Origin of the sequence: Empedobacter sp. UBA7620, from assembly GCF_002484185.1 — a bacterium.
Lineage (GTDB): Bacteria > Bacteroidota > Bacteroidia > Flavobacteriales > Weeksellaceae > Empedobacter > Empedobacter falsenii_C.
The window spans coordinates 34,699-58,832 of sequence record NZ_DLJI01000030.1 but is presented as its reverse complement, the minus strand read 5'-3'; the positions used below and the strand labels follow the sequence as shown (position 1 = coordinate 58,832).

25 protein-coding genes are annotated in these 24,134 nt (G+C 30.7%); 14 read left to right on the top strand and 11 right to left on the bottom strand.

The window, feature by feature from the left end; all coding sequences use genetic code 11:
* Positions 1–1,108: acyl-CoA dehydrogenase family protein (locus B2217_RS06470; RefSeq protein ID WP_291122214.1), on the bottom strand; the 1,108-nt coding region annotated here is incomplete at its 3' end.
* Positions 1,109–1,249: 141 nt separating this feature from the next.
* Between B2217_RS06470 and B2217_RS06465 the strand changes: the two genes are divergently transcribed.
* The 6 genes from B2217_RS06465 to B2217_RS06440 all read left to right on the top strand — a co-directional run bounded on the left by B2217_RS06465 (position 1,250) and on the right by B2217_RS06440 (position 7,389).
* Positions 1,250–2,779: an aldehyde dehydrogenase family protein gene (locus tag B2217_RS06465; RefSeq protein ID WP_180904633.1), complete on the top strand. Its 1,530-nt coding sequence runs from the start codon at positions 1,250–1,252 to the stop codon at positions 2,777–2,779.
* Positions 2,780–2,791: 12 nt separating this feature from the next.
* Positions 2,792–4,081, top strand: coding sequence for an L-lysine 6-transaminase (gene lat, locus B2217_RS06460; protein ID WP_180904632.1), 1,290 nt, complete (start codon positions 2,792–2,794; stop codon positions 4,079–4,081).
* 60 nt (positions 4,082–4,141) lie between these two features.
* Positions 4,142–4,921 carry an HAD family hydrolase gene (locus B2217_RS06455; RefSeq protein ID WP_280046332.1) on the top strand — a complete coding sequence of 260 codons (780 nt, stop codon included), beginning with the start codon at positions 4,142–4,144 and terminating at the stop codon, positions 4,919–4,921.
* A gap of 18 nt (positions 4,922–4,939) precedes the next feature.
* Positions 4,940–5,398: a hypothetical protein gene (locus tag B2217_RS06450; RefSeq protein ID WP_180904630.1), complete on the top strand. Its 459-nt coding sequence runs from the start codon at positions 4,940–4,942 to the stop codon at positions 5,396–5,398.
* A 506-nt stretch (positions 5,399–5,904) separates the two neighbouring features.
* On the top strand, positions 5,905–6,657 hold the full coding sequence (locus B2217_RS06445) for a GLPGLI family protein (RefSeq protein WP_180904629.1): 753 nt from the start codon (positions 5,905–5,907) through the stop codon (positions 6,655–6,657).
* Positions 6,658–6,663: 6 nt separating this feature from the next.
* On the top strand, positions 6,664–7,389 hold the full coding sequence (locus B2217_RS06440) for a GLPGLI family protein (RefSeq protein WP_180904628.1): 726 nt from the start codon (positions 6,664–6,666) through the stop codon (positions 7,387–7,389).
* Between the two features lie 60 nt (positions 7,390–7,449).
* Here B2217_RS06440 and B2217_RS06435 read toward each other — a convergent pair whose 3' ends face one another.
* From B2217_RS06435 to B2217_RS06425, 3 genes are all read right to left on the bottom strand, one after another.
* Entirely contained in the window at positions 7,450–7,701 is a 252-nt protein-coding gene (locus tag B2217_RS06435) for a DUF6952 family protein (RefSeq protein WP_038336694.1), read from the bottom strand.
* On the bottom strand, positions 7,682–7,999 hold the full coding sequence (locus tag B2217_RS06430; RefSeq protein WP_180904627.1) for a thioredoxin family protein: 318 nt from the start codon (positions 7,997–7,999) through the stop codon (positions 7,682–7,684). The genes B2217_RS06435 and B2217_RS06430 overlap by 20 nt, the downstream gene beginning before the upstream one ends.
* A gap of 158 nt (positions 8,000–8,157) precedes the next feature.
* Positions 8,158–8,784: a peroxiredoxin gene (locus tag B2217_RS06425; protein WP_038336698.1), complete on the bottom strand. Its 627-nt coding sequence runs from the start codon at positions 8,782–8,784 to the stop codon at positions 8,158–8,160.
* Positions 8,785–9,126: 342 nt separating this feature from the next.
* Between B2217_RS06425 and B2217_RS06420 the strand changes: the two genes are divergently transcribed.
* Positions 9,127–9,846, top strand: coding sequence for a GLPGLI family protein (locus tag B2217_RS06420; RefSeq protein WP_180904626.1), 720 nt, complete (start codon positions 9,127–9,129; stop codon positions 9,844–9,846).
* A 46-nt stretch (positions 9,847–9,892) separates the two neighbouring features.
* Here the strand turns inward: B2217_RS06420 and B2217_RS06415 are convergent, their stop codons facing one another.
* Together B2217_RS06415 and B2217_RS06410 are read right to left on the bottom strand one after the other, a co-directional pair.
* Positions 9,893–10,414, bottom strand: coding sequence for a hypothetical protein (locus B2217_RS06415; RefSeq protein ID WP_180904625.1), 522 nt, complete (start codon positions 10,412–10,414; stop codon positions 9,893–9,895).
* Positions 10,395–12,542 carry an endonuclease MutS2 gene (locus tag B2217_RS06410; protein ID WP_180904624.1) on the bottom strand — a complete coding sequence of 716 codons (2,148 nt, stop codon included), beginning with the start codon at positions 12,540–12,542 and terminating at the stop codon, positions 10,395–10,397. Before B2217_RS06410 ends, B2217_RS06415 begins: the two co-directional genes overlap by 20 nt.
* A 129-nt stretch (positions 12,543–12,671) precedes the next feature.
* Here B2217_RS06410 and B2217_RS06405 point away from each other — a divergent pair, with 129 nt between their 5' ends.
* Positions 12,672–13,253 carry a TIGR00730 family Rossman fold protein gene (locus B2217_RS06405; RefSeq protein WP_180906842.1) on the top strand — a complete coding sequence of 194 codons (582 nt, stop codon included), beginning with the start codon at positions 12,672–12,674 and terminating at the stop codon, positions 13,251–13,253.
* 59 nt (positions 13,254–13,312) lie between these two features.
* Positions 13,313–13,990, top strand: coding sequence for a uracil-DNA glycosylase (locus B2217_RS06400; protein ID WP_180904623.1), 678 nt, complete (start codon positions 13,313–13,315; stop codon positions 13,988–13,990).
* 1 nt (position 13,991) lies between these two features.
* Here B2217_RS06400 and B2217_RS06395 read toward each other — a convergent pair whose 3' ends face one another.
* A complete protein-coding gene (locus tag B2217_RS06395; RefSeq protein WP_180904622.1) occupies positions 13,992–14,894 on the bottom strand; it encodes a hypothetical protein in 903 nt (300 codons plus the stop codon).
* Between the two features lie 182 nt (positions 14,895–15,076).
* On the opposite strand from B2217_RS06395, the gene B2217_RS06390 reads away from it, so the two are divergent.
* Positions 15,077–18,538, top strand: coding sequence for a methylmalonyl-CoA mutase family protein (locus tag B2217_RS06390; RefSeq protein WP_221627908.1), 3,462 nt, complete (start codon positions 15,077–15,079; stop codon positions 18,536–18,538).
* 56 nt (positions 18,539–18,594) lie between these two features.
* Here B2217_RS06390 and B2217_RS06385 read toward each other — a convergent pair whose 3' ends face one another.
* On the bottom strand, positions 18,595–19,143 hold the full coding sequence (locus B2217_RS06385) for a hypothetical protein (protein ID WP_180904621.1): 549 nt from the start codon (positions 19,141–19,143) through the stop codon (positions 18,595–18,597).
* Positions 19,136–19,573: a hypothetical protein gene (locus B2217_RS06380; RefSeq protein ID WP_180904620.1), complete on the bottom strand. Its 438-nt coding sequence runs from the start codon at positions 19,571–19,573 to the stop codon at positions 19,136–19,138. The genes B2217_RS06385 and B2217_RS06380 overlap by 8 nt, the downstream gene beginning before the upstream one ends.
* A gap of 85 nt (positions 19,574–19,658) precedes the next feature.
* Between B2217_RS06380 and B2217_RS06375 the strand changes: the two genes are divergently transcribed.
* Positions 19,659–20,675, top strand: a complete 1,017-nt coding sequence (locus tag B2217_RS06375; protein ID WP_291122213.1) for a PTS transporter subunit IIC — start codon at positions 19,659–19,661, stop codon at positions 20,673–20,675.
* 88 nt (positions 20,676–20,763) lie between these two features.
* Here the strand turns inward: B2217_RS06375 and B2217_RS06370 are convergent, their stop codons facing one another.
* Complete coding sequence (locus B2217_RS06370) at positions 20,764–21,096, bottom strand: DUF3060 domain-containing protein (RefSeq protein WP_160279610.1); 333 nt, start codon at positions 21,094–21,096, stop codon at positions 20,764–20,766.
* Between the two features lie 93 nt (positions 21,097–21,189).
* Here B2217_RS06370 and prmC point away from each other — a divergent pair, with 93 nt between their 5' ends.
* The 3 genes from prmC (at position 21,190) to B2217_RS06355 (ending at position 23,236) form a co-directional block, all read left to right on the top strand.
* Positions 21,190–22,014, top strand: a complete 825-nt coding sequence (gene prmC, locus B2217_RS06365) for a peptide chain release factor N(5)-glutamine methyltransferase (RefSeq protein WP_291122212.1) — start codon at positions 21,190–21,192, stop codon at positions 22,012–22,014.
* A 122-nt stretch (positions 22,015–22,136) separates the two neighbouring features.
* Positions 22,137–22,616, top strand: coding sequence for a hypothetical protein (locus tag B2217_RS06360; RefSeq protein ID WP_280038042.1), 480 nt, complete (start codon positions 22,137–22,139; stop codon positions 22,614–22,616).
* Between the two features lie 53 nt (positions 22,617–22,669).
* A complete protein-coding gene (locus tag B2217_RS06355; RefSeq protein WP_291122211.1) occupies positions 22,670–23,236 on the top strand; it encodes a GNAT family N-acetyltransferase in 567 nt (188 codons plus the stop codon).
* A gap of 34 nt (positions 23,237–23,270) precedes the next feature.
* On the opposite strand, the gene B2217_RS06350 is transcribed toward B2217_RS06355, so the two are convergent.
* Positions 23,271–24,083, bottom strand: a complete 813-nt coding sequence (locus B2217_RS06350) for a WG repeat-containing protein (RefSeq protein WP_291090351.1) — start codon at positions 24,081–24,083, stop codon at positions 23,271–23,273.
* Positions 24,084–24,134: the final 51 nt, after the last annotated feature.

Here is a 24,134-nt window from a genome sequence, read left to right as displayed (position 1 = left end):
GCGTTCCTTCGTATGTAATTACAGATTCAAGATTTGCAGCATGTCGCATCATAGGGAAATCGCCAACAATTCCCATTGCTCCAATAATTTGACGAGATTCTCTCGCAATATCAATAGCCATTTTTACATTGTTGCGTTTTGCCATAGAAATTTGTTCAGGAGTTGCTTTATTTTCGTTTTTCAACGTTCCTAATCGCCAACATAACAACTGAGCTTTCGTAATTTCTGTAATAAATTCAGCTAATTTTTTCTGCTGTAATTGATAAGAAGCAATCGGTTTTCCAAATTGTGTTCGTTCTAATGAATATTTCAAAGCAGATTCATAACAATCAATTGCAGCACCAATTACACCCCAAGAAATTCCGTATCGAGCCGAATTTAAACACGATAAAGGTCCACGTAAACTACTTACTTCTGGTAAAATATGAGATTCTTCGATCTTCACATTTTCGAAAACTAATTCACCTGTTTTTGAAGCTCTTAATGACCATTTATTCAAAGTTTCTGGTGTTGTAAAACCTTGCATACCGCGTTCTACAATTACACCACGAATTTTTCCTTCTTCATCTCTTGCCCAAACAACTGCAATATCACAAATTGGTGAATTTGTAATCCACATTTTTGCTCCATTTAAAATATAGTGATCACCATTTTTAGTTAAACGAGTTTCCATTCCACCTGGATTTGAACCGTGATTTGGTTCAGTTAACCCGAAACTTCCAATGAATTCTCCTGAAGCTAATTTTGGTAAATATTTTCGCTTTTGTTCTTCTGATCCAAAAGAAAAAATTGGATACATCACTAACGAAGATTGTACTGATGCAGCAGAACGAACAGCCGAATCGCCGCGTTCTAATTCTTGCATGATTAATCCATACGACATTTGATCTAAACCAGCGCCTCCATATTCTTCAGGAATATAAGGTCCTAAAGCGCCAATTGCACCTAATTTTTTCATTAAATCTGGAATGTCTTTGTGATGTTGCGCAGCATCATCTATAACAGGTTTTATTTCGTTGTCCACAAAATCTCGAACAGATTGACGAATTAATTTATGTTCTTCGGTTAATAAATCATCAATCTTAAAATAATCTGTAGTTGAATTCATTTTATGCGGTTTTATTTTATTAAATCTAACGATTATTCATTAAATTAAAAATTATTCTGAATAATATTTATTAAAAATTTTAATTTATGAAACTTTTGACTAATTTAGGTAAAAGTTAAAAACACAAAATAACACAAAAAAATGATAGAAAACGAATTAAAAGAATTAGGTATTTCTTCCGAAAATCTCGGAACATCGACAGGAAATACTTGGTTTGGAAAAGGTGAAGAACTTTCTTCTTACTCGCCAGTAGACGGAAAATTGATTGGAAAAGTAAAATCATCAACCAAAGATGATTATGAAGAAGTGATAAAAAAAGCACAAGTTGCTTTCAAAGAATGGCGAATGATTCCTGCTCCGAAACGAGGAGAGATTGTGCGTCAATTTGGAGATAAACTTCGTGAGAAAAAGGCTTCCTTGGGAAAATTGGTTTCATATGAAATGGGAAAATCCTATCAAGAAGGTTTGGGTGAAGTACAAGAAATGATTGACATTTGTGATTTTTCGGTTGGATTATCGCGTCAATTATATGGTTCGACAATTCATTCGGAAAGACCTTTGCATCGCATGTACGATCAATATCATCCGCTTGGAATTGTAGGCGTGATTTCTGCGTTCAATTTTCCTGTTGCGGTTTGGTCTTGGAATACATGTTTAGCGATGGTTTGCGGTGATGTTGTAGTTTGGAAACCAAGTGAAAAAACACCTTTGTGTGCGGTTGCGTGTCAACATATTTTAGCAGAAGTTTTAAAAGCAAATAATGTTTTAGAAGGCGTTTCTTCTTTGGTAATGGGAGATAAAGCAATCGGAGAATTAATTGCGCAAGATGCTCGTGTGGCTTTGGTTTCTGCAACAGGTTCTACGCGAATGGGAATCGAAGTGAATAAAGTTGTTGCAGCACGTTTGGGTAAAACAATTTTAGAATTAGGCGGAAATAATGCGATTATTGTTACGCCGGATGCTGATCTAAAAATTATGTTAACTTCAGCTGTTTTTGGTGCGGTTGGTACTGCTGGTCAACGTTGTACAACAACAAGACGTTTGATTGTTCACGAATCGATTTATGATAAAGTAAAAGAATCGTTGGTAAATGCTTACAAACAAATAAAAATAGGTAATCCGTTGGATACAGCAAATCATGTTGGTCCGTTGATCGATAAACATGCGGTTGAAATGTATTCAAATGCTTTAGATAAAATCAATCAAGAAGGAGGAAGTATTATTGTTGAAGGAGGAGTTTTAGAAGGAAATGGTTTTGAAAGTGGTTGTTATGTAAAACCTGTAATTGCTGAGGTTGAGAATCATTATAAAATTGTTCAACACGAAACTTTTGCTCCAATTTTATATTTAATCAAATATTCTGGAGATGTGTTAAATGCCATCGAAATTCAGAATAATGTAGCGCAAGGTTTATCGTCTTCTATCATGACAAATAATCTTCGCGAAGCTGAATTATTCTTGAGTCAACAAGGTTCTGATTGTGGAATTGCAAATGTAAATATCGGAACTTCTGGTGCTGAAATTGGTGGAGCTTTCGGTGGAGAAAAGGAAACTGGAGGTGGACGTGAGTCGGGTTCGGATGCTTGGAAAGCGTATATGCGACGACAAACGAATACAATTAATTATTCGACAGAAGTGCCATTGGCGCAAGGAATTAAGTTTGATTTTTAAAAAATTACAGAGATGAGTACAGTACACGAAAGATTAGCAAAACATATATTGGCAGATGGATATCCGATTGTAATGGATATGGATAAGTCGCATGGTTCCTATGTTGTAGACGAAAATGGTGTTGAATATTTGGATTTATTTTCAATGTTTGCTTCGACGGCGATTGGTTATAATCATCCACATTTGATGGCGAAAATTGATTTTTTAGGTCGAAATGCAGTTAATAAACCTGCGATGTCAGACATTTATACAAAAGATTATGCAGATTTAATTGATACATTTGAGCGTGTTGCGATGCCGAAAGAATTGCAATATTTATTCTTTATTTCTGGAGGAACATTAGCAGTAGAAAATGCATTGAAAACGGCTTTTGATTGGAAAACAAGATTAAATTTTTTGAAAGGAATTGAAAAAGAAGCAAGTGATGTCATTCATTTTAAGCAAGCGTTTCATGGGCGTTCTGGTTATACATTATCGCTGACGAATACGAAAGATCCTCGTAAATACGAATATTTTCCAAAATTTGATTGGCCAAGAATTGAAAATCCAAAACGAATTTATCCTGTTACAGAAGATAATTTATGCAAGGTTGTTGAGGCTGAAAAACGAGCGATTGAACAAATTGAAAATGCTTTAGAAACACGCAAAAATAAAGTTGCTTGTATTATTATTGAGCCGATTCAAGGTGAAGGAGGAGATAATTATTTTCGAAAAGAATTCTTTCAGAAATTGAGAGAAATTTGTGATCGAGAAGAGATTTTATTGATTTTTGATGAGGTACAAACAGGAATGGGAATGACTGGTAAAATGTGGGCTTTTCAGCATTATGATGTGATTCCTGATGTGATTTCGTTTGGAAAGAAAACACAAGTTTGTGGAATTTTAGCGAATAAAGAAAAGTTAGATCAAATTCCGAATAATGTTTTCAAGGAATCAAGCCGAATCAATTCAACTTTTGGTGGGAATTATATCGATATGTTGCGCTTCAAATTAATTTTAGAAGTAATTGAACAAGAAAAATTAGTAGAAAATGCGGCAGAAAAAGGAAAATATATTTTATCAAAATTGAATGAAATCGCAAAAGAAACGAAGAAAATTCATTCGGTTCGTGGATTAGGGTTGTTCATTGCGTTTGATTTTTCATCAGATTTGGATCGTTCAGAGTTCATCAAAACATGTTTCGAAAATCACATGATTATTCTTCCTTGTGGTGAAAACTCTGTGCGAATGCGCCCTCATCTCAATATTTCTGAAGAAGATACCAATAAAGCAATAGAAATTATTAAATTAGCGTTAAAATAAACAGCAAAAGCAACCAAACAAAGGTTGCTTTTTTAATTTTGTAAAAGATAAAACTAAAGTATGATAGATTCTTTTTTCTTCGATTTTGACGGAACATTACAAGGTTTTGAAAACCACGAAATCAGTGATTCTACAATTGAAGCGTTGAAATTATTAAAACAAAAAAATAAAAAAATATACATCGCAACTGGACGAAATATGGTGGATATGCCCGAACATATTTTTGATTACGGTTTTGATGGTTATATCAATAATAATGGTGGAATGTGCTCGGATGAAAATCGACAATCGTTTTTTGTAGATTATATCAATCCTAATGATATAGAGGCTTTGTTGCAATATGATGATGAAAATCCTTTTTCATTTTCGTATATGACCAAAGAAGCGTTTAGTATTAATCGTGTGAATGAAAATGTAGAAAAATCGTTTGCATATTTTGGAATGGAAGTTCCAGAAGTGGTTGATCCTCGAACTTTACCGAAAGATAATATCATGCAAATGAACTTTTTTGTGAATGAAGAACAAGAAGATTATTTGATGAAAAATGTGTTGACAAACAGTGTAGGAACACGTTGGATAGAATATTTCGCCGATATAAATCCGAAAGATATTAGTAAAATGCGTGGAATAGAACGAATGGCTGAGCGCGATAATTTGGATTTATCTAAAACAATGGCTTTTGGCGATGGCGGTAACGATATTAGTATGTTGAAAGGCTGCAAAATTGGTGTAGCAATGGGCGATGCGAAGGAGAATGTTCGTGAAGCCGCTGATTATTATACAACTTCTGCGGATAATCACGGAATATGGAATGCGCTGAAACACTTTGAGATAATTTAGAAAGCTATAAAATCTACAATGAAACCAATTTACATAACCAAATTTAATTTAGCCAGTATATTACTGGCAATTTTAATTATTATTGCTTTATTAGGGGCTGGTGTATATTTTCTTTTAGAACTTAAAGGAGAAAATTTTTTCATTAAACTATTTATCTCATTACCAATATCTATTATGATATTATTTTATTTTTTGATTTTTGAAAAAATTTATAAAATTAATATCTACCATAATTATTTCGAGTTAATTAGTAGGTTTGGTTTTAAGAAGCAAAAAATCTATAATCACGAAATTTCAGGTTATTTTATTCATTACACTAAAGATCGTTTTGGTAAAGTACAGTCTAATTTTTTTTTACTTTTGAAGAGTAATTTACGTATAGGGATTTTATTTGATTACTATTTAGATAGAGAACAATTGCTATATTATTTAACACAAAACTTACAATTGTTAGAAGATCCATTTATAGAGAAATAAATTAATGTACCTGTTGTGCATTTTGAATTAAAATTCGTCAATTCGAGTGATTTTTAGAAATGAAATGAATAAAAATTGTATCGAGAATAGAATTTTATCTTCTAAAACCTTATTCTCGATACAAAATTCTTACAGAATTTCACTCGAATTGACGGTTTAATTGCTAAAATTATCCAAATGAACAACAGGTATTAATGTAAGATATGATATTATTTTAGGAGATAAAAGGAAAGATGATTTGTTAAACCTATAATATAAAAAGATTGATATTTATTTAATCGTTTTTCATTTTGAGCGGAATGATTTATCAAGGAAACTAAATTTAATTCTTAATTATATCACTTATTTGGAATTGGGAGTATAAGTATTTACTAGGAGTTATATAAAAGTTCAACCATTTAGTTGAATTTTTTTCTTTTCCCAATGTTGTGTTAATTATATGTTCTATTATTGTAGAATTGAAAAATAAAAATTATTTTAGAGTATTAATTATAAACTACAACATAATGAAACAATTATTACTAGCTGGATTTTTACTTTTTTCGAATTTTGGTTTTGGGCAAGAAAAGTTTATTGTCGATTATAAATACGATATAAAGCATGATGAAGAAAAAATAAAGGAGTTTGAAAGAGAGCAAGCACAAAAAGGAGGAGGTACAATAAAAATTGGTGGGTCTCCAAATATTTATTATCAATTAGAATATAGTGATCATCAGTCCATTTACAAAAAAATAGAAACTATAAATAATGATCAAAATGGTAGCTCTATGGGGGCTTTTTCAATTAATATTGGAGGAGAATATAAAGATCTGATTAATGAAACAAGTAAGAAAGCGTTTCGTCAAGAAGTCGTTTTAGATAAACAAAGTTTTATTGTGGTTACGCCATATAAAGATTATGAATGGAAAATTACAGATATTGAAGATACGATTTTGGGTCACAAAGTAAAAAAAGCTATTGGTAATGATAAAGGTAAACAAATAGCAGCTTGGTTTGCGCCAGATATTAAGATTGATGCAGGGCCAAATCAAGTGAATGGATTGCCTGGTTTGATTCTGAAAACGGTGAGCGAAACGGGTGGTAAATTAGGTTCGATTATGACTTATGAAGCGGATAAAATTACCTTAAACCCTAAGAAAATGTCTAAAACTAAACCTATAAAAGGTGAAGAAATAACACAAGAAGAGTTTAAAAAATTGCAAGATGAATCTCGTCAAAAAATGAGAGAATCTTTTTCGATAGGAGTGGACAAAAAATAATTTTGAATGAAATATTTAGTAATTTTCATTGGTTTTTTTTGTAGTTTAATTCAAGCGCAAGAAGCTCTAGAGATTGAATACGAAGAAGTTTCTATTCCACGAATAATAGGAAAAGATGGGAAGGAAGAAAAATTGGATGATGATTTTATAAAAGCACTTTCTGTTCCAAAAAATTATGTGCTACAAATAGAAAAAGGAAAAAGTGTTTTTTCTAAGATTGAGAAAATTAATAATTCTCAAGGTAAGGCATCGGTTACGATGTATGGTATTTTTTCGTATAATTTTGAGCAAGATTTCAATCAAAATAAAATGAAACAAGAATGGATGATAGAGAATAAAAAATACCTTGTAAGTGATACCATTTCTACACATTATAAATACGAATTAACACAAGAAAAATCTACTTATTTGGGTTTTGATGTTAAACAAGCAGTTGTAAAATATGATGATAATAACAAATCAATTATTTGGTACGCACCAAGTTTACCCAAACGTTTTGGTCCAAAAGAATTTATTAATCTTCCAGGTTTGGTATTAAAAGTAGAATCTATTCGAAATGGAATTATTGATCCATCTTATTCTTTGAAAGCAACTTCTGTTACAACAAAAGATCATTTAGAATTTAAGAAATTATTCAAGGCTAAGGAAATTTCTAAAGCAGAATTTGAAAAGCTGAAAGCTGATTATAACCAACAAAGTTCGAATGAATATCAAGGAGTAGATAAAAATTAACCTAAACAAAAAAGGATTTCAATTGAAATCCTTTTCTTTTATATGAACTAATTGATAAAATTATTTATCAATCGAACCCATTACGCGTTGCATAAAAGTATTGGCAGCAGTACGCTCATCCAAACCTTCTTCTTCCATCATTTGCTTCATTTCCATAGCTCCACAAATGTTAGAAATCATTTCACCAATCACTTCTTGTTCTGGCTCTTTTACAGCTGGAGAATCAGCATAAACTTCCAAAACTTCTAAAGCTGTTTCCATTGCTTCAATAGAAACATTTTTTGCTAAATTTTTAAATACCGGCAGCTTCATTGATCAATTCTTTTACAGCATCAATTTTAGACGCAGTTACTTGTCCTACATTTTGTCCTCCTTTAAATACCGCGAAAGTTGGTAAGTTAGGAACATCAGCTAATTTTCTTGATTCTACTAATTTCTCAGCATCAACATATAAAAACTCAGCTTGACCTTCATATTCAGCCGCTAATTTTTTGAATTTTGGTTTTACTAAACGGCAGTTTCCACACCATCCAGCACCATATTGTACAATTACTATATTGTTATCAGCAACTACTTGTGCTAAGTTATCTTGTTCTAATTCTGCAAACATTTTATTAATTTTTATGGTTAAAAATTGGGTATAAAAAAGGCTGTCTAAGTGTTGAGCTTAGTGATTTTTATTGAAAATTAATCCGTTAAAATCTCCTGTCAAATTTTTTAGACAGCCTCTTCGTGAATTTTGAAAATCAAAAGATTTTCAAGTTATTTTTAGTGAGAAGCTAAGTAAGAAGCTACACCATCTTTAGTAGCGTTCATTGCATCTTTTCCTTCTTCCCAGTTTGCTGGACAAACTTCACCATATTTCTCAACGTGTAAAATAGCGTCTAATAAACGTACATACTCATCGATGTTACGTCCTAATGGTAAATCGTTGATTGTTTCGTGACGAACAACACCATTTTTGTCGATGATGAAAGTACCACGGTAAGCAACTGGAGCTCCTTCAAATTTTAAAGAATCATTTTCTTCATTGTAAACATACTCACCAGCCAAAACTCCGTAATCCATAGCGATAGTTTTTGCTAAGTCAGCAACGATTGGGTAAGTAACACCTTCGATACCTCCGTTATCTTTAGCAGTGTTTAACCATGCTAAGTGTGTTTCTTCTGAATCACAAGAAGCAGCAATTACAACAGCATCTCTTTTTTCGAATTCAGCTAATTTAGCTTGGAATGCGTGTAATTCTGTTGGACAAACAAATGTAAAATCTTTTGGATAGAAGAATAAAACGATGTTTTTTTCTCCGATTGGCATTGAAAAGTTTTCTACGATTTCGTCTCCATCAATTACTGCTGGCGCTGTGAATAAAGGCGCTTTTTTTCCTACTAATGACATAATTTTAATTTTTTATATTTTGTTTTTTACTTCTCGATTTGATAAAACTTGTTACAGTTTTTATCTCTTTTACTGATGCAAATTTAGACTGATATTTTAAACTGTCCATATATTTTCAATTTCAAATATAGATTAAACTATAAATTATATTTATGATATATGATTAATAATAATTATTGAGTTAATATTCTATTGAAATTCAATACAACAAACCTTTTTATCTTATCTCTACGCTAATTTACGAAGATTATTTACCTTAAAGAATGATATTGCTTATGTTGATGATTATTTAAAATGAATTAAATTTTATTTCTATATTAGTAGAATAATAAACACTATAAAATGCTAAAATATTTATTTTTAATACTTCCAATAATTGGATTTGCCCAAGATGCTGTTCGTGTAGAATATGAAGTTCGTCAAGAATTTGATAGAAATAATATAAAACAAACATCAGCTAGAATGGAAGAAATGCTTGTCAATTCAGAAAATAAACGATATTATTTTGAGTTATTTGTAAATGCTACAAATTCTAACTTTACGGAGATTGAACGTATAAATAATGAACAAGGTCGTGGAATTTCTGTAGGATTATTAAGCAATGTTAGTTCTAATATTTATAAAGATTTTAACTCGAAAGAATTGTATGAGAACAATAAAATGAAACCTAAACTATTCATCAAAGATTCTATCCAGACCTTTCCTTGGGTGTTAAGTAAAGAAGAGTCAACAATTTTAGGTAACAAAGTCAGAAAAGCAACATATACAAATCTAACACAGACAGTAGAAGCGTGGTATGCGCCAGATTTGCCTTTTCGAGATGGACCTTCTCGTTTTAATGGATTACCAGGTCTAATTTTAAAAATTAAATTCAAATTACCATTTACAAGTGATATGGATACAAATGTTAGTTTTACGGCAATTGATGTAAAACCATATGCAGGTAAAATAGAATTGCCAAATAAATCGAAGAAAATAACCAAGGAAGAATATGATAAGGAGATTGAGAAATCGATGGGAAAATCTGGAGGAATAATAAATCAAGGCGTAGAGAAAGATTAAGATATTAAAACGAAAAAGGTTAGTGAATTCACTAACCTTTTTCGTTTTATATTTTTTTACTTTTTCCTTCTATATATGTATTGAAATTTTTTCCATCCATCGAAATTTCAAAAGCTGTATTAACTTCTTTATTTTCTAGTAGCGAGTATATCAATCTAAATGTTGGTTGATTGGGTTTTGTTTCACTCAGAAATGTAATTGTTTTTTCGGTATAAGTAATCGAATAATTGATAACATGACCTTCGTTATCAAAATAAATGGCTTTCGATAAATTTTTATTTTCATCTAAATAAACAACCAATAAATCATCATGAATTGTCATTTTTTTAGAATCTCGCGAAGGATATTCGGAATGACTTTTTCTAACAATTACATTTTGATCCAATTGGTATTCAAAAGAAAAAACGCCTTTTCCTTCTCCTGGCTTTCCATTACCAACGCCTTCCCAATTTCCGATTAACCAATTCCAATTTTGATTTGTTTGTGCAAAACCTAAATTAGAAAAAACAAGGAATAGGAGGAACGTTATTATTTTTTGATTGATCATATTAGATTTTATAGACTTCATTAACATTGATTTGAGTTGTAAATAAACCATAATTTACAAAAACAATTTCCTTTTTTATTTTATCAATTGTTCCAACACTCGACGAACCATGAATTTTGACGCGATCACCAACTTTTAACGCATCAATTTTCTTTTGCGTAGCTGCTTTTTCTTTCTTTTCGATCACATGTTTTTGTTGAGAAATTGTTTCAGAATTTTCTTTTAATTCACGCTTAACTTCTTTCTCTACAATTTTTTCGATTTTCTTTAATTGTTGAACTTCTTTCGTTTTTTTCGAATTTTCCATTTCAATTAATTTCAAGAAATTCGAAATCATTTGTTTTTTATTTTTCGTTTTCAAGTAAGAATCCGCCATGTCTGAAATACGTTCACCAAGTTTCAAACGTTTTTGTTCACGATCATATAATTGCTGAAAATCATATAGTTTTTGTTGAATTTTTTCGTTCGTTTGCTCTAATTTTTCATTATGTTCAATATTCGTTTCGCGCAACTCTTCAACATGATCTTTTGTTTTCTGAATTTCAAATTTCTCTTGTTGAAGTTTTAATATAGTTTTATCCAAACTCACTTTTTCACTTTCAACTTTTTTCTTTGCGCGATTAATCAAACGAAACGGAATTTTATTTTTCTCTGCAACTTCAAAAGTAAACGAACTTCCGGCTTGTCCAATTTCCAAACGGTAAAGTGGTTCCAATGTTTTTTTATCAAACAACATACAAGCATTTATCGCTTCTGGCAAACTTTCTGCGCTCAATTTGATATTTGTATAATGCGTTGTAAAAACACCGAAAGAATTGCGTTCATAAAACTCTTCAAAGAAAACTTCCGCCAAAGCTCCACCTAATTCAGGATCAGAACCTGTACCAAATTCATCAACTAACAACAATGTTTTATCATCAGCATTTTTCAAAAAATACGACATTTGTTTTAGACGATAACTGTAGGTTGATAAATGATTTTCAATGGATTGATTATCTCCAATATCTGTAAAAATTTGATTAAAAAATCCAAATTGACTTTCATCTTTTACAGGAACTAAAACACCACTCTGAATCATAATTTGAAGTAAACCAATCGTTTTTAACGTAATTGATTTTCCTCCAGCATTTGGACCAGAAATAATGATAATACGACAATCTTCGTTAATTTCTAAACTCTGCGGAATCGTTTTTTGAGCTTTTCTTTTATTGTTTAAAAATAAAACAGGATGATAAGCATCGACTAATTTGATAATTCGATTCTCAGAAAGTTGAGGTAAAATTCCATTAATCAAAAAAGCATAATTTGCTTTCGCTTGTGTAAAATCGATGTACTCTAAAAATGTTTGATATTCTTCAAGTTTTGGTTTGTATTCCGCAATTTGAGCAGTTAAATCTAACAAAATCTGAATAACCAAATGTTTTTCTTCTTCTTTCAATTCTTCCCATTCGCGACGAGGATTTTGTACACTTTCTGGCTCAATAAACGTAATCGATCCAGTTTTTGAAGTACCTAAAAATTGTCCTTTCACACGTTTTCTCAAAGCTGATTTAACAGCTAAAACGCGACGATTTCCAACGACAGATTCGCGAATGTCATCCAAATAATCCGAATGATAAGACATTGATTTATTGAATAATTCGGTAATTCGGCCATTTAAATGACGCAAACGATCGCGCACAATTTTCAGCTCTGGGCTTGCGTCGTCTTTGATTTCTCCAAATTTATTGAATACTTGATCGATTAATTTTACGATATTTTTTTCGTAAGTAATCGTTGAAGCTTTTTCAAACAAAACAGGTGCATATTCGTTGAAAGCTGTCAAATATTTCAAGATTTCTTTCACTTGAAGCGTATTTGCCTTGATTTTGAAGAATTCTTCTGCAGGCAAATAATAGTTTTCGATTTCTAATCGGCTTAAATTTTCATCTAAAATATAATATTCTGAAAACGGAAAACGATTTCCCGTCTCGAAACTTGTTAAATATTCGTTTGTCGTTTGTAGATCTTGTACTAAAAGTTGATGATCTTGGTAAGGTTTTAAGTTAAAAATAAACGCTTCAACCTTTTCTGTATAAGCAAATTCAGCGATTTCTTTCTGAACCGCATTAAATTCTAAATCTTTTAAAGTTTGTTCTGATATTTGCATTAACGCAAAATTACGGATAAATTCTTTAGTTAGAAATAAATGACAGATAATACTATTTACATATAGATTTAATAATTTATTAAATCTATAATTTATATTTTGATGGATATTGATTTTTATATTTATGGAATGAAGAGATTAACAGTATTTTGTGGGTCGAGTAATGGCTCAAATAAGATTTTTAAAGAAGAAGCATATAAATTAGGTCAAAAATTAGCAGAAAATAAAATTGAACTTGTTTATGGTGGAGCTAATGTAGGGTTAATGGGCGTAATAGCAGATTCAGTTTTAGAAAATAGAGGTGTAGCTATTGGAGTTTTACCAAACTTTTTGAAGAAAGTTGAAGTTGAGTATAAAGGATTAAGTGAACTTATTTTAGTAGATTCTATGCATGAACGTAAGGCGAAAATGAATGAACTTTCTGATGGTGTTATAACTTTACCTGGAGGTTTTGGTACACTTGAAGAGTTTTTCGAAATGTTGACATGGGCTCAATTAGGATTACATAAAAAACCAATTGCTATTTACAATATAGATGGTTTTTTTGATGATCTTTTACTTTTTATTAAAAGTATGGTTACCAAAGGTTTTCTGAAACAAGAAAATTATGATATGCTAATTGTTAGTGATAATCTAGATCTTTTATTTGAGAAATTAAAAAATTATAAAGCTCCTACAGTTGGTAAATGGATAAATGAATCTCAGATTTAGTTTGAAAAATTACTCCAGCAAGTATAAAAAGAATAATTTTGTTTCCATAAAAGAATAATATGGATGTGAAATTAGATGCTTCTTGGAAAGAAGTTTTAAAGGATGAATTTGAAAAAGATTACTTTAAAATATTGACAGATTTTGTACGAAATGAGTACAAAACAAAAACAATATATCCCCCCGCATCCAAAATATTTTCTGCATTTGATTATACACCTTTTAATGATGTTAAAGTTGTTTTAATTGGTCAAGATCCTTATCATGGGATTGGACAAGCAAATGGTTTGTCTTTTTCGGTTGCCGATGGAATTAAATTACCTCCAAGTTTGCAGAATATTTATAAAGAGTTAAATGATGATTTAGGAATAGGAGTTTCGACTTCAGGAAATTTGGAAACATGGGCTAAACAAGGTGTATTATTATTAAATGCAACTTTGACGGTTGAAGCTTCTAAGGCAGGTTCGCACCAGAAAAAAGGTTGGGAAATATTTACAGATGCTGTAATACAGAAGCTTTCTGATCAAAAAGAAAACCTTGTTTTTATACTTTGGGGAGCTTATGCTCAAAAAAAAGGAGCAAAAATTGACCGAAATAAACACTTTGTAATAGAATCTGCTCATCCTTCTCCATTAGGAGCTTACAGAGGTTTTTGGGGGAGTAAACCTTTTTCGAAAACAAATGATTTTTTGAAAAGTAAGAACTTACAACCTATAAATTGGGAAATCAAAAACAAATAATTTACATCGTCATAATTTTTTGTAAATAAGAATTAAAAGCTGTTGGATTGTTTACATTTATATACGGAACTTTTTCGGTTATTTTATCTTTTAGAACAGCATATGTTGCCACAAAAATGGTAATGTTTGGAAGATTTTTCTTGATTGATTCGAGATAAATTTCAAGAGAAGAAGAGTCATAGTTTTTAGAGATATAAATAAAAATATGTGTAATTTGAGTATTTTCAATACATTCTAAAATAGAATTTAAACTTTGATTTTCGCCTAAATAAATTCCTTTTTCGTTATTAATTTTTAAAAGAAGATAAGTATAAATTAATTCTAAATCTTCATTTTCTTTTTCAGGTAAAAATAAAAGCCATTTACGAGAATTTTGATCTGAATATGGAATTGATTTAATCAAATAAAAAAGATGTTTTCTAATTAGATTTTTAGAAAAAGAAATAACCGATTCTTGAATAGTATACTTTTCTAGAATGATAGACATTTTACTTAAAAAAGGGAAAACTATATCTATACAACATTTTTCGATTCCAATTTTATTGAAACAAAGTGTAAGAATTGTGTCAAAAAAACGTGTATCATATGAAAAACAAGAACAGATTAATAACTCAATAATTGGTTCATAACTTTTGTATTTCTGGATATAATTTTGAATTTCAAATTCGGATAAAACTTGTATTTCAGAAAGTGATTTTACACTTAAATTTTCTACTGTATTTTTTTTGTTTGATTCACTTAAAAAAGAAATAATAATTAATTTTTTTAAGTGATCATGATTAAATAGTGAATTTTTATCAATCTTATCTTCGTTAAACAAATTGAACTTTTTATTCCATAAAATAATCATTTGTTCATCTAGTCTTGACAGGTCTGATAGATTTTTTAGAGAATAAGTATTCATAAGTAGAATTCTAAATAGTTCTCTTTAAAGTTAATAATATATTGTAAATAAATCAATATAAACTATGGTGATTTATTAATAAAACTTCAATATTTTACTGAATATGATAATTTCATCTGTACTAAAAACATTGAAATTTATGTTATCTTAGCAAGAGTCATAAAAATCAAAATCACAAATAAATGTCACAAATTACTCAAGAAGAAAAGAAAGAAAAGTTTGTACATCCAATACAAGAAGTATACACTCCCAAAAATAAAGTGCGAATTGTAACCGCAGCGGCTTTGTTTGATGGGCACGATGCGTCGATCAATATTATGCGCCGTATCATTCAGGCAACGGGTTGCGAGGTAATCCATTTAGGTCACGATAAATCTGTTGAAGATGTTGTAAATACAGCGATTCAGGAAGATGCAAATGCAATTGCAATGACATCTTACCAAGGAGGGCACAACGAATATTTCAAATATATGTACGATTTGCTTCAAGAAAAAGGAGCAGGTCACATCCGCATTGTAGGTGGAGGTGGAGGTGTAATTTTGCCGTCAGAGATTAAAGAATTGATGGATTATGGAATTACACGTTTATACTCTCCTGATGATGGTAGAGAATTAGGTTTGCAAGGAATGATTAATGATATGGTAGAGAAAGCAGATTTTCCGACAGGGGCATTAGAATTACCAGAAGGAAAAGATGTGTATCAATCATTAGAAGATAAAGACATCACGACGATTGCGCGATTAATTTCGTTGGCTGAAAATCGTGAAGAAGACTTTTTAAAAGCATTTGATTTCGATAAAGTAGCTGATAAATCTGCACCAGTTTTAGGAATTACGGGAACAGGTGGAGCAGGAAAATCGTCGATGGTTGATGAATTAGTTCGTCGTTTCTTGATTGATTTTCCTGAAAAATCAATTGCCTTGGTTTCTGTTGATCCATCAAAAAAGAAAACAGGTGGCGCTTTGTTAGGCGATCGTATTCGTATGAATTCTATCAACAATCCTCGTGTTTATATGCGTTCGTTGGCTACTCGTCAATCAAATTTAGCGTTATCTAAATATGTAGAGGAAGCAATTCAGGTGTTGAAAGCAGCGAAATATGATTTGATTATTTTAGAAACTTCTGGAATTGGTCAGTCAGATACCGAAATTTTAGATCATTCTGATGCTTCATTGTACATTATGACACCGGAATTTGGTGCTGCAACGCAATTGGAAAAGATTGATATGTTAGATTTCGCTGACATTGTTGCGATTAACAAATTCGATAAACGTGGTGCTTTAGATGCGTTGCGCGATGTAAAAAAACAATATCAACGTAATCATAATTTGTGGGATGTAAATCCTGATGAAATGCCAGTTTTTGGTACAATTGCTTCTCAATTTAACGATCCAGGAACCAATCAATTATACAAATCAATCATTGATAAAGTTGTTGAAAAAACAGGTGCCGATTTGAAATCATCTTTTCAAATTACAAAAGAAATGTCTGAAAAGATTTTTGTTATTCCACCTTCAAGAACGCGCTATTTGTCTGAGATTTCAGAGAATAATCGTGGATATGATGTGCGTGCAAATGCGCAGAGAGATGTTGCTCAAAAACTATATGGTTTCTTTAAAACAATTGAAACACTTTCTGGAAAAACGCCAACGATTTCTCAACACGGGATTGATATTTCTGGAACTGATAATGCTGATTTGGTTAAAGTTCTTTTAGCTGAATTTGATAAATTAAAAATGAATTTAGATCCTTTCAACTGGGAAGTAATTACGACTTGGGATGAAAAGGTAAATAAATATAAAAATCCAGTTTATACATTTAAAGTGCGTGATAAAGAAATTAAAATTCAGACACATTCTGAGTCTTTATCACACTTACAAATTCCAAAAATTGCGTTGCCAAAGTACGAAGCTTGGGGCGATATTTTACGTTGGGTTTTACAAGAAAATGTACCGGGAGAGTTTCCATTTACTTCAGGATTATATCCTTTCAAACGTGAAGGCGAAGATCCAACGCGTATGTTTGCTGGTGAAGGTGGTCCGGAAAGAACCAATCGTCGTTTCCATTATGTATCGAAAGGAATGCCTGCAAAGCGTTTGTCTACAGCGTTTGATTCGGTAACATTGTATGGAAATGATCCTGGTCATCGTCCTGATATTTACGGAAAAATCGGTAATGCCGGAGTTTCGATTTGTTGTTTAGATGATGCGAAGAAATTATATTCTGGTTTCGATTTATCGCATCCAGCAACTTCGGTTTCGATGACGATTAATGGACCAGCACCTATGTTGTTAGGTTTCTTTATGAATGCCGCGATTGATCAAAATTGTGAGAAATACATCAAAGAAAATGGTTTAGAAGCTGAAATTGAAGCAAAAATCAAAGCTATTTATGAAGATAAAGGTTTGGAAAGACCTCGTTATAATGGCGATTTACCAGAAGGAAATGATGGTTTAGGATTGATGCTTTTAGGTGTAACGGGAGATCAAGTTTTACCTGCGGATGTGTATGCTGAAATTAAGAAAAATACGTTAGCTCAAGTTCGTGGAACGGTTCAGGCAGATATTTTAAAAGAAGATCAAGCACAAAATACGTGTATTTTCTCAACTGAATTTGCGTTGCGTTTAATGGGGGATGTGCAAGAGTATTTCATCAATCAAAATGTACGTAATTTCTATTCGGTTTCTATTTCGGGTTACCATATTGCAGAAGCAGGAGCGAATCCTATTACGCAGTTAGCGTTTACATTAGCAAACGGCTTTACGTATGTTGAGTATTATTTATCTCGCGGAATGGATATCAATGCGTTTGGGCCAAACTTATCGTTTTTCTTCTCGAATGGTATCGATCCAGAATATTCGGTAATTGGTCGTGTGGCACGTAAAATTTGGGCAAAAGCCTTGAAAAATAAATACGGAGCTAATGAACGAGCGCAAATGTTAAAATACCATATTCAAACTTCGGGTCGTTCGTTACACGCACAAGAAATTGATTTCAATGATATTCGTACAACTTTGCAAGCTTTATATGCAATTTACGACAACTGTAACTCATTGCACACCAATGCGTATGATGAAGCAATTACAACGCCAACAGAAGAATCGGTTCGTCGTGCAATGGCTATTCAGTTGATTATCAACAAAGAATTAGGTTTGGCAAAGAACGAAAATCCAATTCAAGGTTCGTTTATAATAGAAGAATTAACAGATTTAGTTGAAGAAGCAGTTTTACAAGAATTTGATCGTATTACAGAGCGTGGAGGTGTTTTAGGAGCAATGGAAACGATGTATCAACGTTCTAAAATTCAGGAAGAATCATTGTATTACGAAACATTGAAACACAACGGAACGTTCCCAATTATTGGTGTAAATACGTTCTTAAGTTCAAAAGGTTCGCCAACCGTGGTGCCTGCGGAGGTAATTCGTGCGACAGAGGAAGAAAAACAATTCCAAATTCACACTAAAGAAAATTTGAATAAAATTAATGAACAACAAGCTGAAAGTGCATTGGAAGATGCGCAACAAGCAGCTGTTAACAACCAAAATATTTTTGAAGTTTTGATGGAAGCTACCAAAGTTTGTTCGTTAGGGCAAATTACTTCTGCCTTGTTCGAAGTAGGTGGGCAGTATCGTAGAAATATGTAAGAAATATAATTTTTTAATATTGTAAAAACCTTCGCTAAATTTTGGCGGAGGTTTTTTTATTTGAATATTATTTTTGATAAATCAATTTCATATTCAGTTGAATCTTCGTATTCTATTTTGATTGTATTTGAATTTACAAACTCAATTTTTTTATCGCATGAATAACTACAGCTTTCGACAAGAATTGGAAAGTATACTTTTTTATTTTTATCATATCCAATCAAATTACCTCTAAAATAAGAATTAATAATATAATCATCATTCTCAATTTTTGTAGAAGAACCACCTCCAATTTTAAATAAATTCTCTTTGTAATAAGTTGAATAAATTTTATGTAGTGGTTCAAGATTTCCTGCTCCGAAATGTCCATCTAGATTATTATCCATTTGCCATTTATCTTCATAATCTTTATAAGTATCTTCTTTTTTATTCGTTTTTTTTAATATTAAACTTGAAGTTTTGGCAAAATCTAATAAACTATTTTCTATTTCTTTAGGGAGATTATTTTTTTCAAAATCACCTTTGATACATTCATCACAAATAGGAGATAAGTAACCAGTGTAGGTGAGCTTATAATTCTCTTTTATGTTTTTCGTGTTAATCATCCAAAAAATAGACAGATTTTATATTGACTGCTCTACCCATATAATCAGTTTTAGCTGAAAAAAATAAAAAAGGTTTATTCTGAAAAGTTTTTACATTAATACTTGCGCTATCGATTGTTAAATATGTCCAATCTAAATGTAATAAATCAACTAATTTTCGTTTGTTAGAACTTGAAATAGATTCAATTTTCAAAACGATTGCAGTATCTGAATAAAAATATGAATTAGTTTGATTTTTATTTGGAACAAAAACTCTTAATATATTATTGTTTTTATTTGAATAAAAAATGTTTAACGATTTAATAGTATCTTTTACTTGAGTAGTTATAATCCTTTGAGGAGAATCTAAATTTGCGGAAATTTTATCTTCTTTTTGACAAGAAATTATAGTTAAGAATATTGATAATGTTAAATATATGTTGATTTTCATTTTTCTTAGGTAGTTGATTAGTTATTAAATATAATAAAAATAAATACAACATTTTATTTCATCTTTGTACTAGAATAATTAATTCATGAAAGATTTCCTACTCAAAAAAGATATACAAATTTCTGCAAAACGATATTTTATCGATGCAATGGGCGCAATGGCTTATGGTTTATTTGCGACTTTATTGGTTGGTACAATTTTGAAAACTATTGGTGAAGAGTTAGATATTTCTTTTTTAACTGATATTGTTTGGCCAGTTGCGAATCAAGCGACAGGACCTGCGATAGCATTGGCTATTGCTTATAGTTTACGAGCACCTCAATTGGTGTTATTTTCGTCAGCAGTTATAGGAATTGCAGCATATCAATTAGGTGGACCTTTAGGTGTTTTTATAGCGACAATTGTAGCGGTTGAAGTGGGAAAAATGGTAGCAGGCGAAACACGTATAGATATTGTAATTACACCGATTATTACTGTTTTGGTTGGAGTAATCTTAGCACAAATCATTGGTCCTTCTGTTCAACAAATGATGAAATGGATTGGTGAAATAATTATATTTTCAACCGATTCTAATCCTTTGATAATGGGAGTTGTAATTGCTGTAATTGTCGGTATGGTTTTGACTTTACCAATTTCATCAGCTGCTTTGTGTCTAATGTTAGAATTAGACGGTTCAGCAGCTGGAGCTGCAACAATAGGTTGTTGTGCACAAATGATTGGATTTGCTACAATCAGTTTTAAGGATAATGGTTTGAAAGGTGTTTTAGCACAAGGATTAGGGACAAGTATGTTACAGGTTCCGAACATTTATAAAAATTGGAAAATTTGGATTCCACCAACTTTAGCTTCAGCGATTATAGGTCCAATTGCAATTATTTATTTCAATATGGAAAATACAGCTCTAGAATCGGGGATGGGTTCTTGTGGTTTGGTTGGACAAATAGGAACTTTCAATGCTATGAAATCGAAATACGATACATCATATATATTAACGTCAATCTTGATTTTGCAAATCATTGCTCCAGCAATTATTTCATATTTAATTTACATTTTTATGAAAAAGAAAAACTGGATAAAAGACGGTGATATGAAGTTGGGTTAAACATTAAAATAATAAAGAATCCCTTTCTTTAATAATACAATTAAGAAAGAGATTCTAACTATTAAAGACATAATAAATGAAAAGATTTTTACTGCTTTTTGATAATTGTATTGTTGTTTCCCTCAATTATTTGAGGTAATTTACCATTTTTAGATAATGCTTTACGATAATATAATGTATTTCCTTCGCCAGCTAATTCAGCAGAAGTTAATCCATTAACAGATATTGTATTATTTGTTCCCATGATTTCAACTTTGGTACAATCTCCTTTCAAATTGATCACATGTCCACTTCCGCCAACTTCTACTTTTTGTCCCTTACAATCTAATGTTAGTTTTTTATTATTTCCATCAATTTCTATCTGCGCAAAAGAAAGGTGACTAATAAATAACATTGTAACAGCACATAATAATTTATTCATTTTCATTGTGATTTATTTTTTGGTTACTTTTTTAGAAATCAAGAATCGTGCACTTTCAATTAATAAAATCTAACTTTACAAAAATTTAACAGAATGACTTTAGTTAAGCTAAAACAATTGTTTTTAGATAAATTGCAATTACTATATGATAAAGAAGAAGCTTCTCATATTTTCATGATTTATGTAGAAGATAAGTTGAATCTTGATTTATCTAGCCGAGATGAAATTGAATTAACGACTGAAATTTTATCAGATTTAGAACAATTAAAAAAAGGTCAACCGATACAACATATTACTGGAAAAGCTTTTTTCTATAACGATTTCTTTTTTGTGAATGAACATACATTAATTCCTCGTCCAGAAACGGAAGAATTGGTTGAATTAATTAGAAATGATTATGCTCAAAATCAAGATATTTCTATGATTGATTTAGGAACAGGAACAGGATGTATTCCTATTTCGTTGGCAAAATTATTTCCAAATGCAAATGTTTCAGCATTAGATATTTCTGAAAATGCATTGAAAATAGCACAATCAAATGCTGAAAATTTAAAAGTTAATATAAATTTTTATCACAATAATTTACTGGAGGATATTCAATTAAACCAGAAATTTGATGTAATTATTTCAAATCCACCTTATATCCGAAATCTTGAAAAAGAAGAAATGCATCAAAATGTTTTGAATTTTGAACCTCATTTGGCGCTTTTTGTTGAAAATGATGATGCTTTAATTTTTTATGAAAGAGTAATAGATTTTGCTAAAAATCATTTGAAAGAGAATGGAAAAATTTATTGCGAAATCAATCAATATTTGGGAGAAGAAACAAAACAATTATTCCAAAAGTTTTATCAAAATGTAATCATTCACAAAGATATTTCTGGAAATGATCGTATGTTAAGTGCTTCTAATCAATAATTATTTATAAAAATCTTGTTTTATTTTCTGAAAAGATTTAATTTTAATTCAATAATCGTTCGCAATTTGGTATTAAAATTGTTAGAATTGATTCTATTATTAAAACAATTAAATAAACAACTATGAAAAAATTATTTGTATTAGTGGCAGTTGCTTCATTATCATTTGCTACTTCTTGTAAACAAGAAACTTCAAAAACAACTGAAACTAATGTAACTGTAGATTCATTAGCTAATGATTCTACGGCTGTTATCAAAGAAACGACAACTACAACAACTACATTATCAGAAACTGATGCAAAAGCGAAAGTAGACGAAGCAAAAAAAGCTTTAGATGAAGCAAAAGCGAAAGGTGATAAAGCTGCAACAGAAGCTGCACAAAAAGCTTATGACGATGCTAATAAAGCGTGGATTGATGCAAAAGCTGCTGTAAATAATGCTGCGCAAGATGTAAAAGATGGAGTGAATAATACTGTAGATAAAGTAGATGCAAAAGCTGATATCAATGCAGCTGCAAAAGATGTGAAAGCAGAAGCGAAAGAAGCTGGAGAAAAAGCAAAAGAAGGATATAACAATACGTTAGATAAATTAAAAGCGAAATAATTTCAAAATAATTATTGCTAACTTAGCCTTGAGAAATCTCAAGGCTATTTTTTATGTTAAATTTTAGAGAAGCAACAAAGACAGATGCGTTATCAATTGCAAGATTGATGATGTTAGCGATGGATAAAATCGTTTATGATTTTATTGGAAAAACAGATTATGAAGAAGGAGTTAACTTCTTGAAAAAATTAATTGAACAAGAAGAAAATCAATATAGTTATCAAAATACAGTTGTTGTAGAATATGATAATCAATTTGCTGGAACAACAACTTTTTATGATGGAGGAAAATTAGAAGAACTTCGAAAACCAGTTCTAGAATTATTGAAAAATGATTATAACCAAATTATTCATCCGCAAGATGAAACACAAGCAGGTGAAATATATATTGACACAATTGCAGTTTCTGAAGATTTTAGAGGAAAAGGAATAGGTTCTAAAATATTGGATTATTTGATTGATGGAATAGGAAATAAGCAAGGCAAAACTTTAGGTTTATTGGTCGATTTTACAAATCCAAATGCAAAGAAATTGTACGAAAGAAAAGGTTTTGAAGTGGTAGGGGAAAAAATGTTGATGAGCGAAAATCATGAACATATGCAATACAAACCAAAACAATAGATAATAAAAAAGAGCTTTCAGAAAAGCTCTTTTTTTATTTCATCACTCCTAATTGAGTTAAGATTTTTTCTTCGTAAGGATCGATTGTAAATTGTTCAAATTTCACAAAATTTTTTCCATCTTTTAAGTAACCTAATTGATAATTTTGACGAATAATAGCTTGATTTTCGAAACTTTCTAAAATTGGTAATTCAGAAATTGGACCTAAAATTTGTTCGTTTTTTGTTGAAATTAAACCAAAATGCATCAAATAATTCTCTTTTGATAAGAAATATGGAAAATAAGCTAATATATCTGGACGCTCAATTTTTAGTGAAGTAGCTTCTCCAAAAGTGGCAAAATTTTGATCAACTGGCGTTAAATATTCGTATTGATAATCTATAATTAACTGATTATTTTTATCAATCATTCCCCATTTTCTATCTTTTTCAACTCCAGCTAAACCAGCTCTAAAATCTGTACAACCATCATATTCGAACGGAATCACAACTTGATTTAATAAATCAATAAACCCCCATTTTCCATCTTTTTTTACAGCACAAATATTTTCAATAAAATCACTTGTTAAATCATATTCGAACGGAATCAAAATTTGGTTAGATTTTGTTATAATTCCCCACTTATTATCTTTTTGTGCGCTGTAGGCATTAACAGTTGTAAGTACAAGTTTTTGATATTCGAACGGAATAATTACATTTCCTTCTTTATCTATTAAACCAAATTGATTATCAATAGATATTGGTGCCAAATTATTGCGATCGAAAACAGTTAAATCTTCAAATGTCGTTGTTTCTTTGTGAACAAAATTGTCAAACTGGTCTGTATCTTTTGGTGATATTTTAGTCATGATTCTATAATTCGACGCAAAATTAATTAATCAAAAATTAATAGTTTGCAT

Coding starts and splice junctions, on each gene's coding strand:
- B2217_RS06380 (WP_180904620.1), bottom strand. CDS start 19,573: ATGAAAATCAACATATATTTAACATTATCAATATTCTTAACTATAATT.
- B2217_RS06435 (WP_038336694.1), bottom strand. CDS start 7,701: ATGAAGCTGCCGGTATTTAAAAATTTAGCAAAAAATGTTTCTATTGAA.
- prmC (WP_291122212.1), top strand. CDS start 21,190: ATGACTTTAGTTAAGCTAAAACAATTGTTTTTAGATAAATTGCAATTA.
- B2217_RS06360 (WP_280038042.1), top strand. CDS start 22,137: ATGAAAAAATTATTTGTATTAGTGGCAGTTGCTTCATTATCATTTGCT.
- B2217_RS06410 (WP_180904624.1), bottom strand. CDS start 12,542: ATGCAAATATCAGAACAAACTTTAAAAGATTTAGAATTTAATGCGGTT.
- B2217_RS06350 (WP_291090351.1), bottom strand. CDS start 24,083: ATGACTAAAATATCACCAAAAGATACAGACCAGTTTGACAATTTTGTT.
- B2217_RS06420 (WP_180904626.1), top strand. CDS start 9,127: ATGCTAAAATATTTATTTTTAATACTTCCAATAATTGGATTTGCCCAA.
- B2217_RS06395 (WP_180904622.1), bottom strand. CDS start 14,894: ATGAATACTTATTCTCTAAAAAATCTATCAGACCTGTCAAGACTAGAT.
- B2217_RS06400 (WP_180904623.1), top strand. CDS start 13,313: ATGGATGTGAAATTAGATGCTTCTTGGAAAGAAGTTTTAAAGGATGAA.
- B2217_RS06455 (WP_280046332.1), top strand. CDS start 4,142: ATGATAGATTCTTTTTTCTTCGATTTTGACGGAACATTACAAGGTTTT.
- B2217_RS06425 (WP_038336698.1), bottom strand. CDS start 8,784: ATGTCATTAGTAGGAAAAAAAGCGCCTTTATTCACAGCGCCAGCAGTA.
- B2217_RS06385 (WP_180904621.1), bottom strand. CDS start 19,143: ATGATTAACACGAAAAACATAAAAGAGAATTATAAGCTCACCTACACT.
- B2217_RS06370 (WP_160279610.1), bottom strand. CDS start 21,096: ATGAATAAATTATTATGTGCTGTTACAATGTTATTTATTAGTCACCTT.
- B2217_RS06375 (WP_291122213.1), top strand. CDS start 19,659: ATGAAAGATTTCCTACTCAAAAAAGATATACAAATTTCTGCAAAACGA.
- B2217_RS06355 (WP_291122211.1), top strand. CDS start 22,670: ATGTTAAATTTTAGAGAAGCAACAAAGACAGATGCGTTATCAATTGCA.
- B2217_RS06415 (WP_180904625.1), bottom strand. CDS start 10,414: ATGAAGTCTATAAAATCTAATATGATCAATCAAAAAATAATAACGTTC.
- lat (WP_180904632.1), top strand. CDS start 2,792: ATGAGTACAGTACACGAAAGATTAGCAAAACATATATTGGCAGATGGA.
- B2217_RS06405 (WP_180906842.1), top strand. CDS start 12,672: ATGAAGAGATTAACAGTATTTTGTGGGTCGAGTAATGGCTCAAATAAG.
- B2217_RS06440 (WP_180904628.1), top strand. CDS start 6,664: ATGAAATATTTAGTAATTTTCATTGGTTTTTTTTGTAGTTTAATTCAA.
- B2217_RS06430 (WP_180904627.1), bottom strand. CDS start 7,999: ATGTTTGCAGAATTAGAACAAGATAACTTAGCACAAGTAGTTGCTGAT.
- B2217_RS06390 (WP_221627908.1), top strand. CDS start 15,077: ATGTCACAAATTACTCAAGAAGAAAAGAAAGAAAAGTTTGTACATCCA.
- B2217_RS06450 (WP_180904630.1), top strand. CDS start 4,940: ATGAAACCAATTTACATAACCAAATTTAATTTAGCCAGTATATTACTG.
- B2217_RS06465 (WP_180904633.1), top strand. CDS start 1,250: ATGATAGAAAACGAATTAAAAGAATTAGGTATTTCTTCCGAAAATCTC.
- B2217_RS06445 (WP_180904629.1), top strand. CDS start 5,905: ATGAAACAATTATTACTAGCTGGATTTTTACTTTTTTCGAATTTTGGT.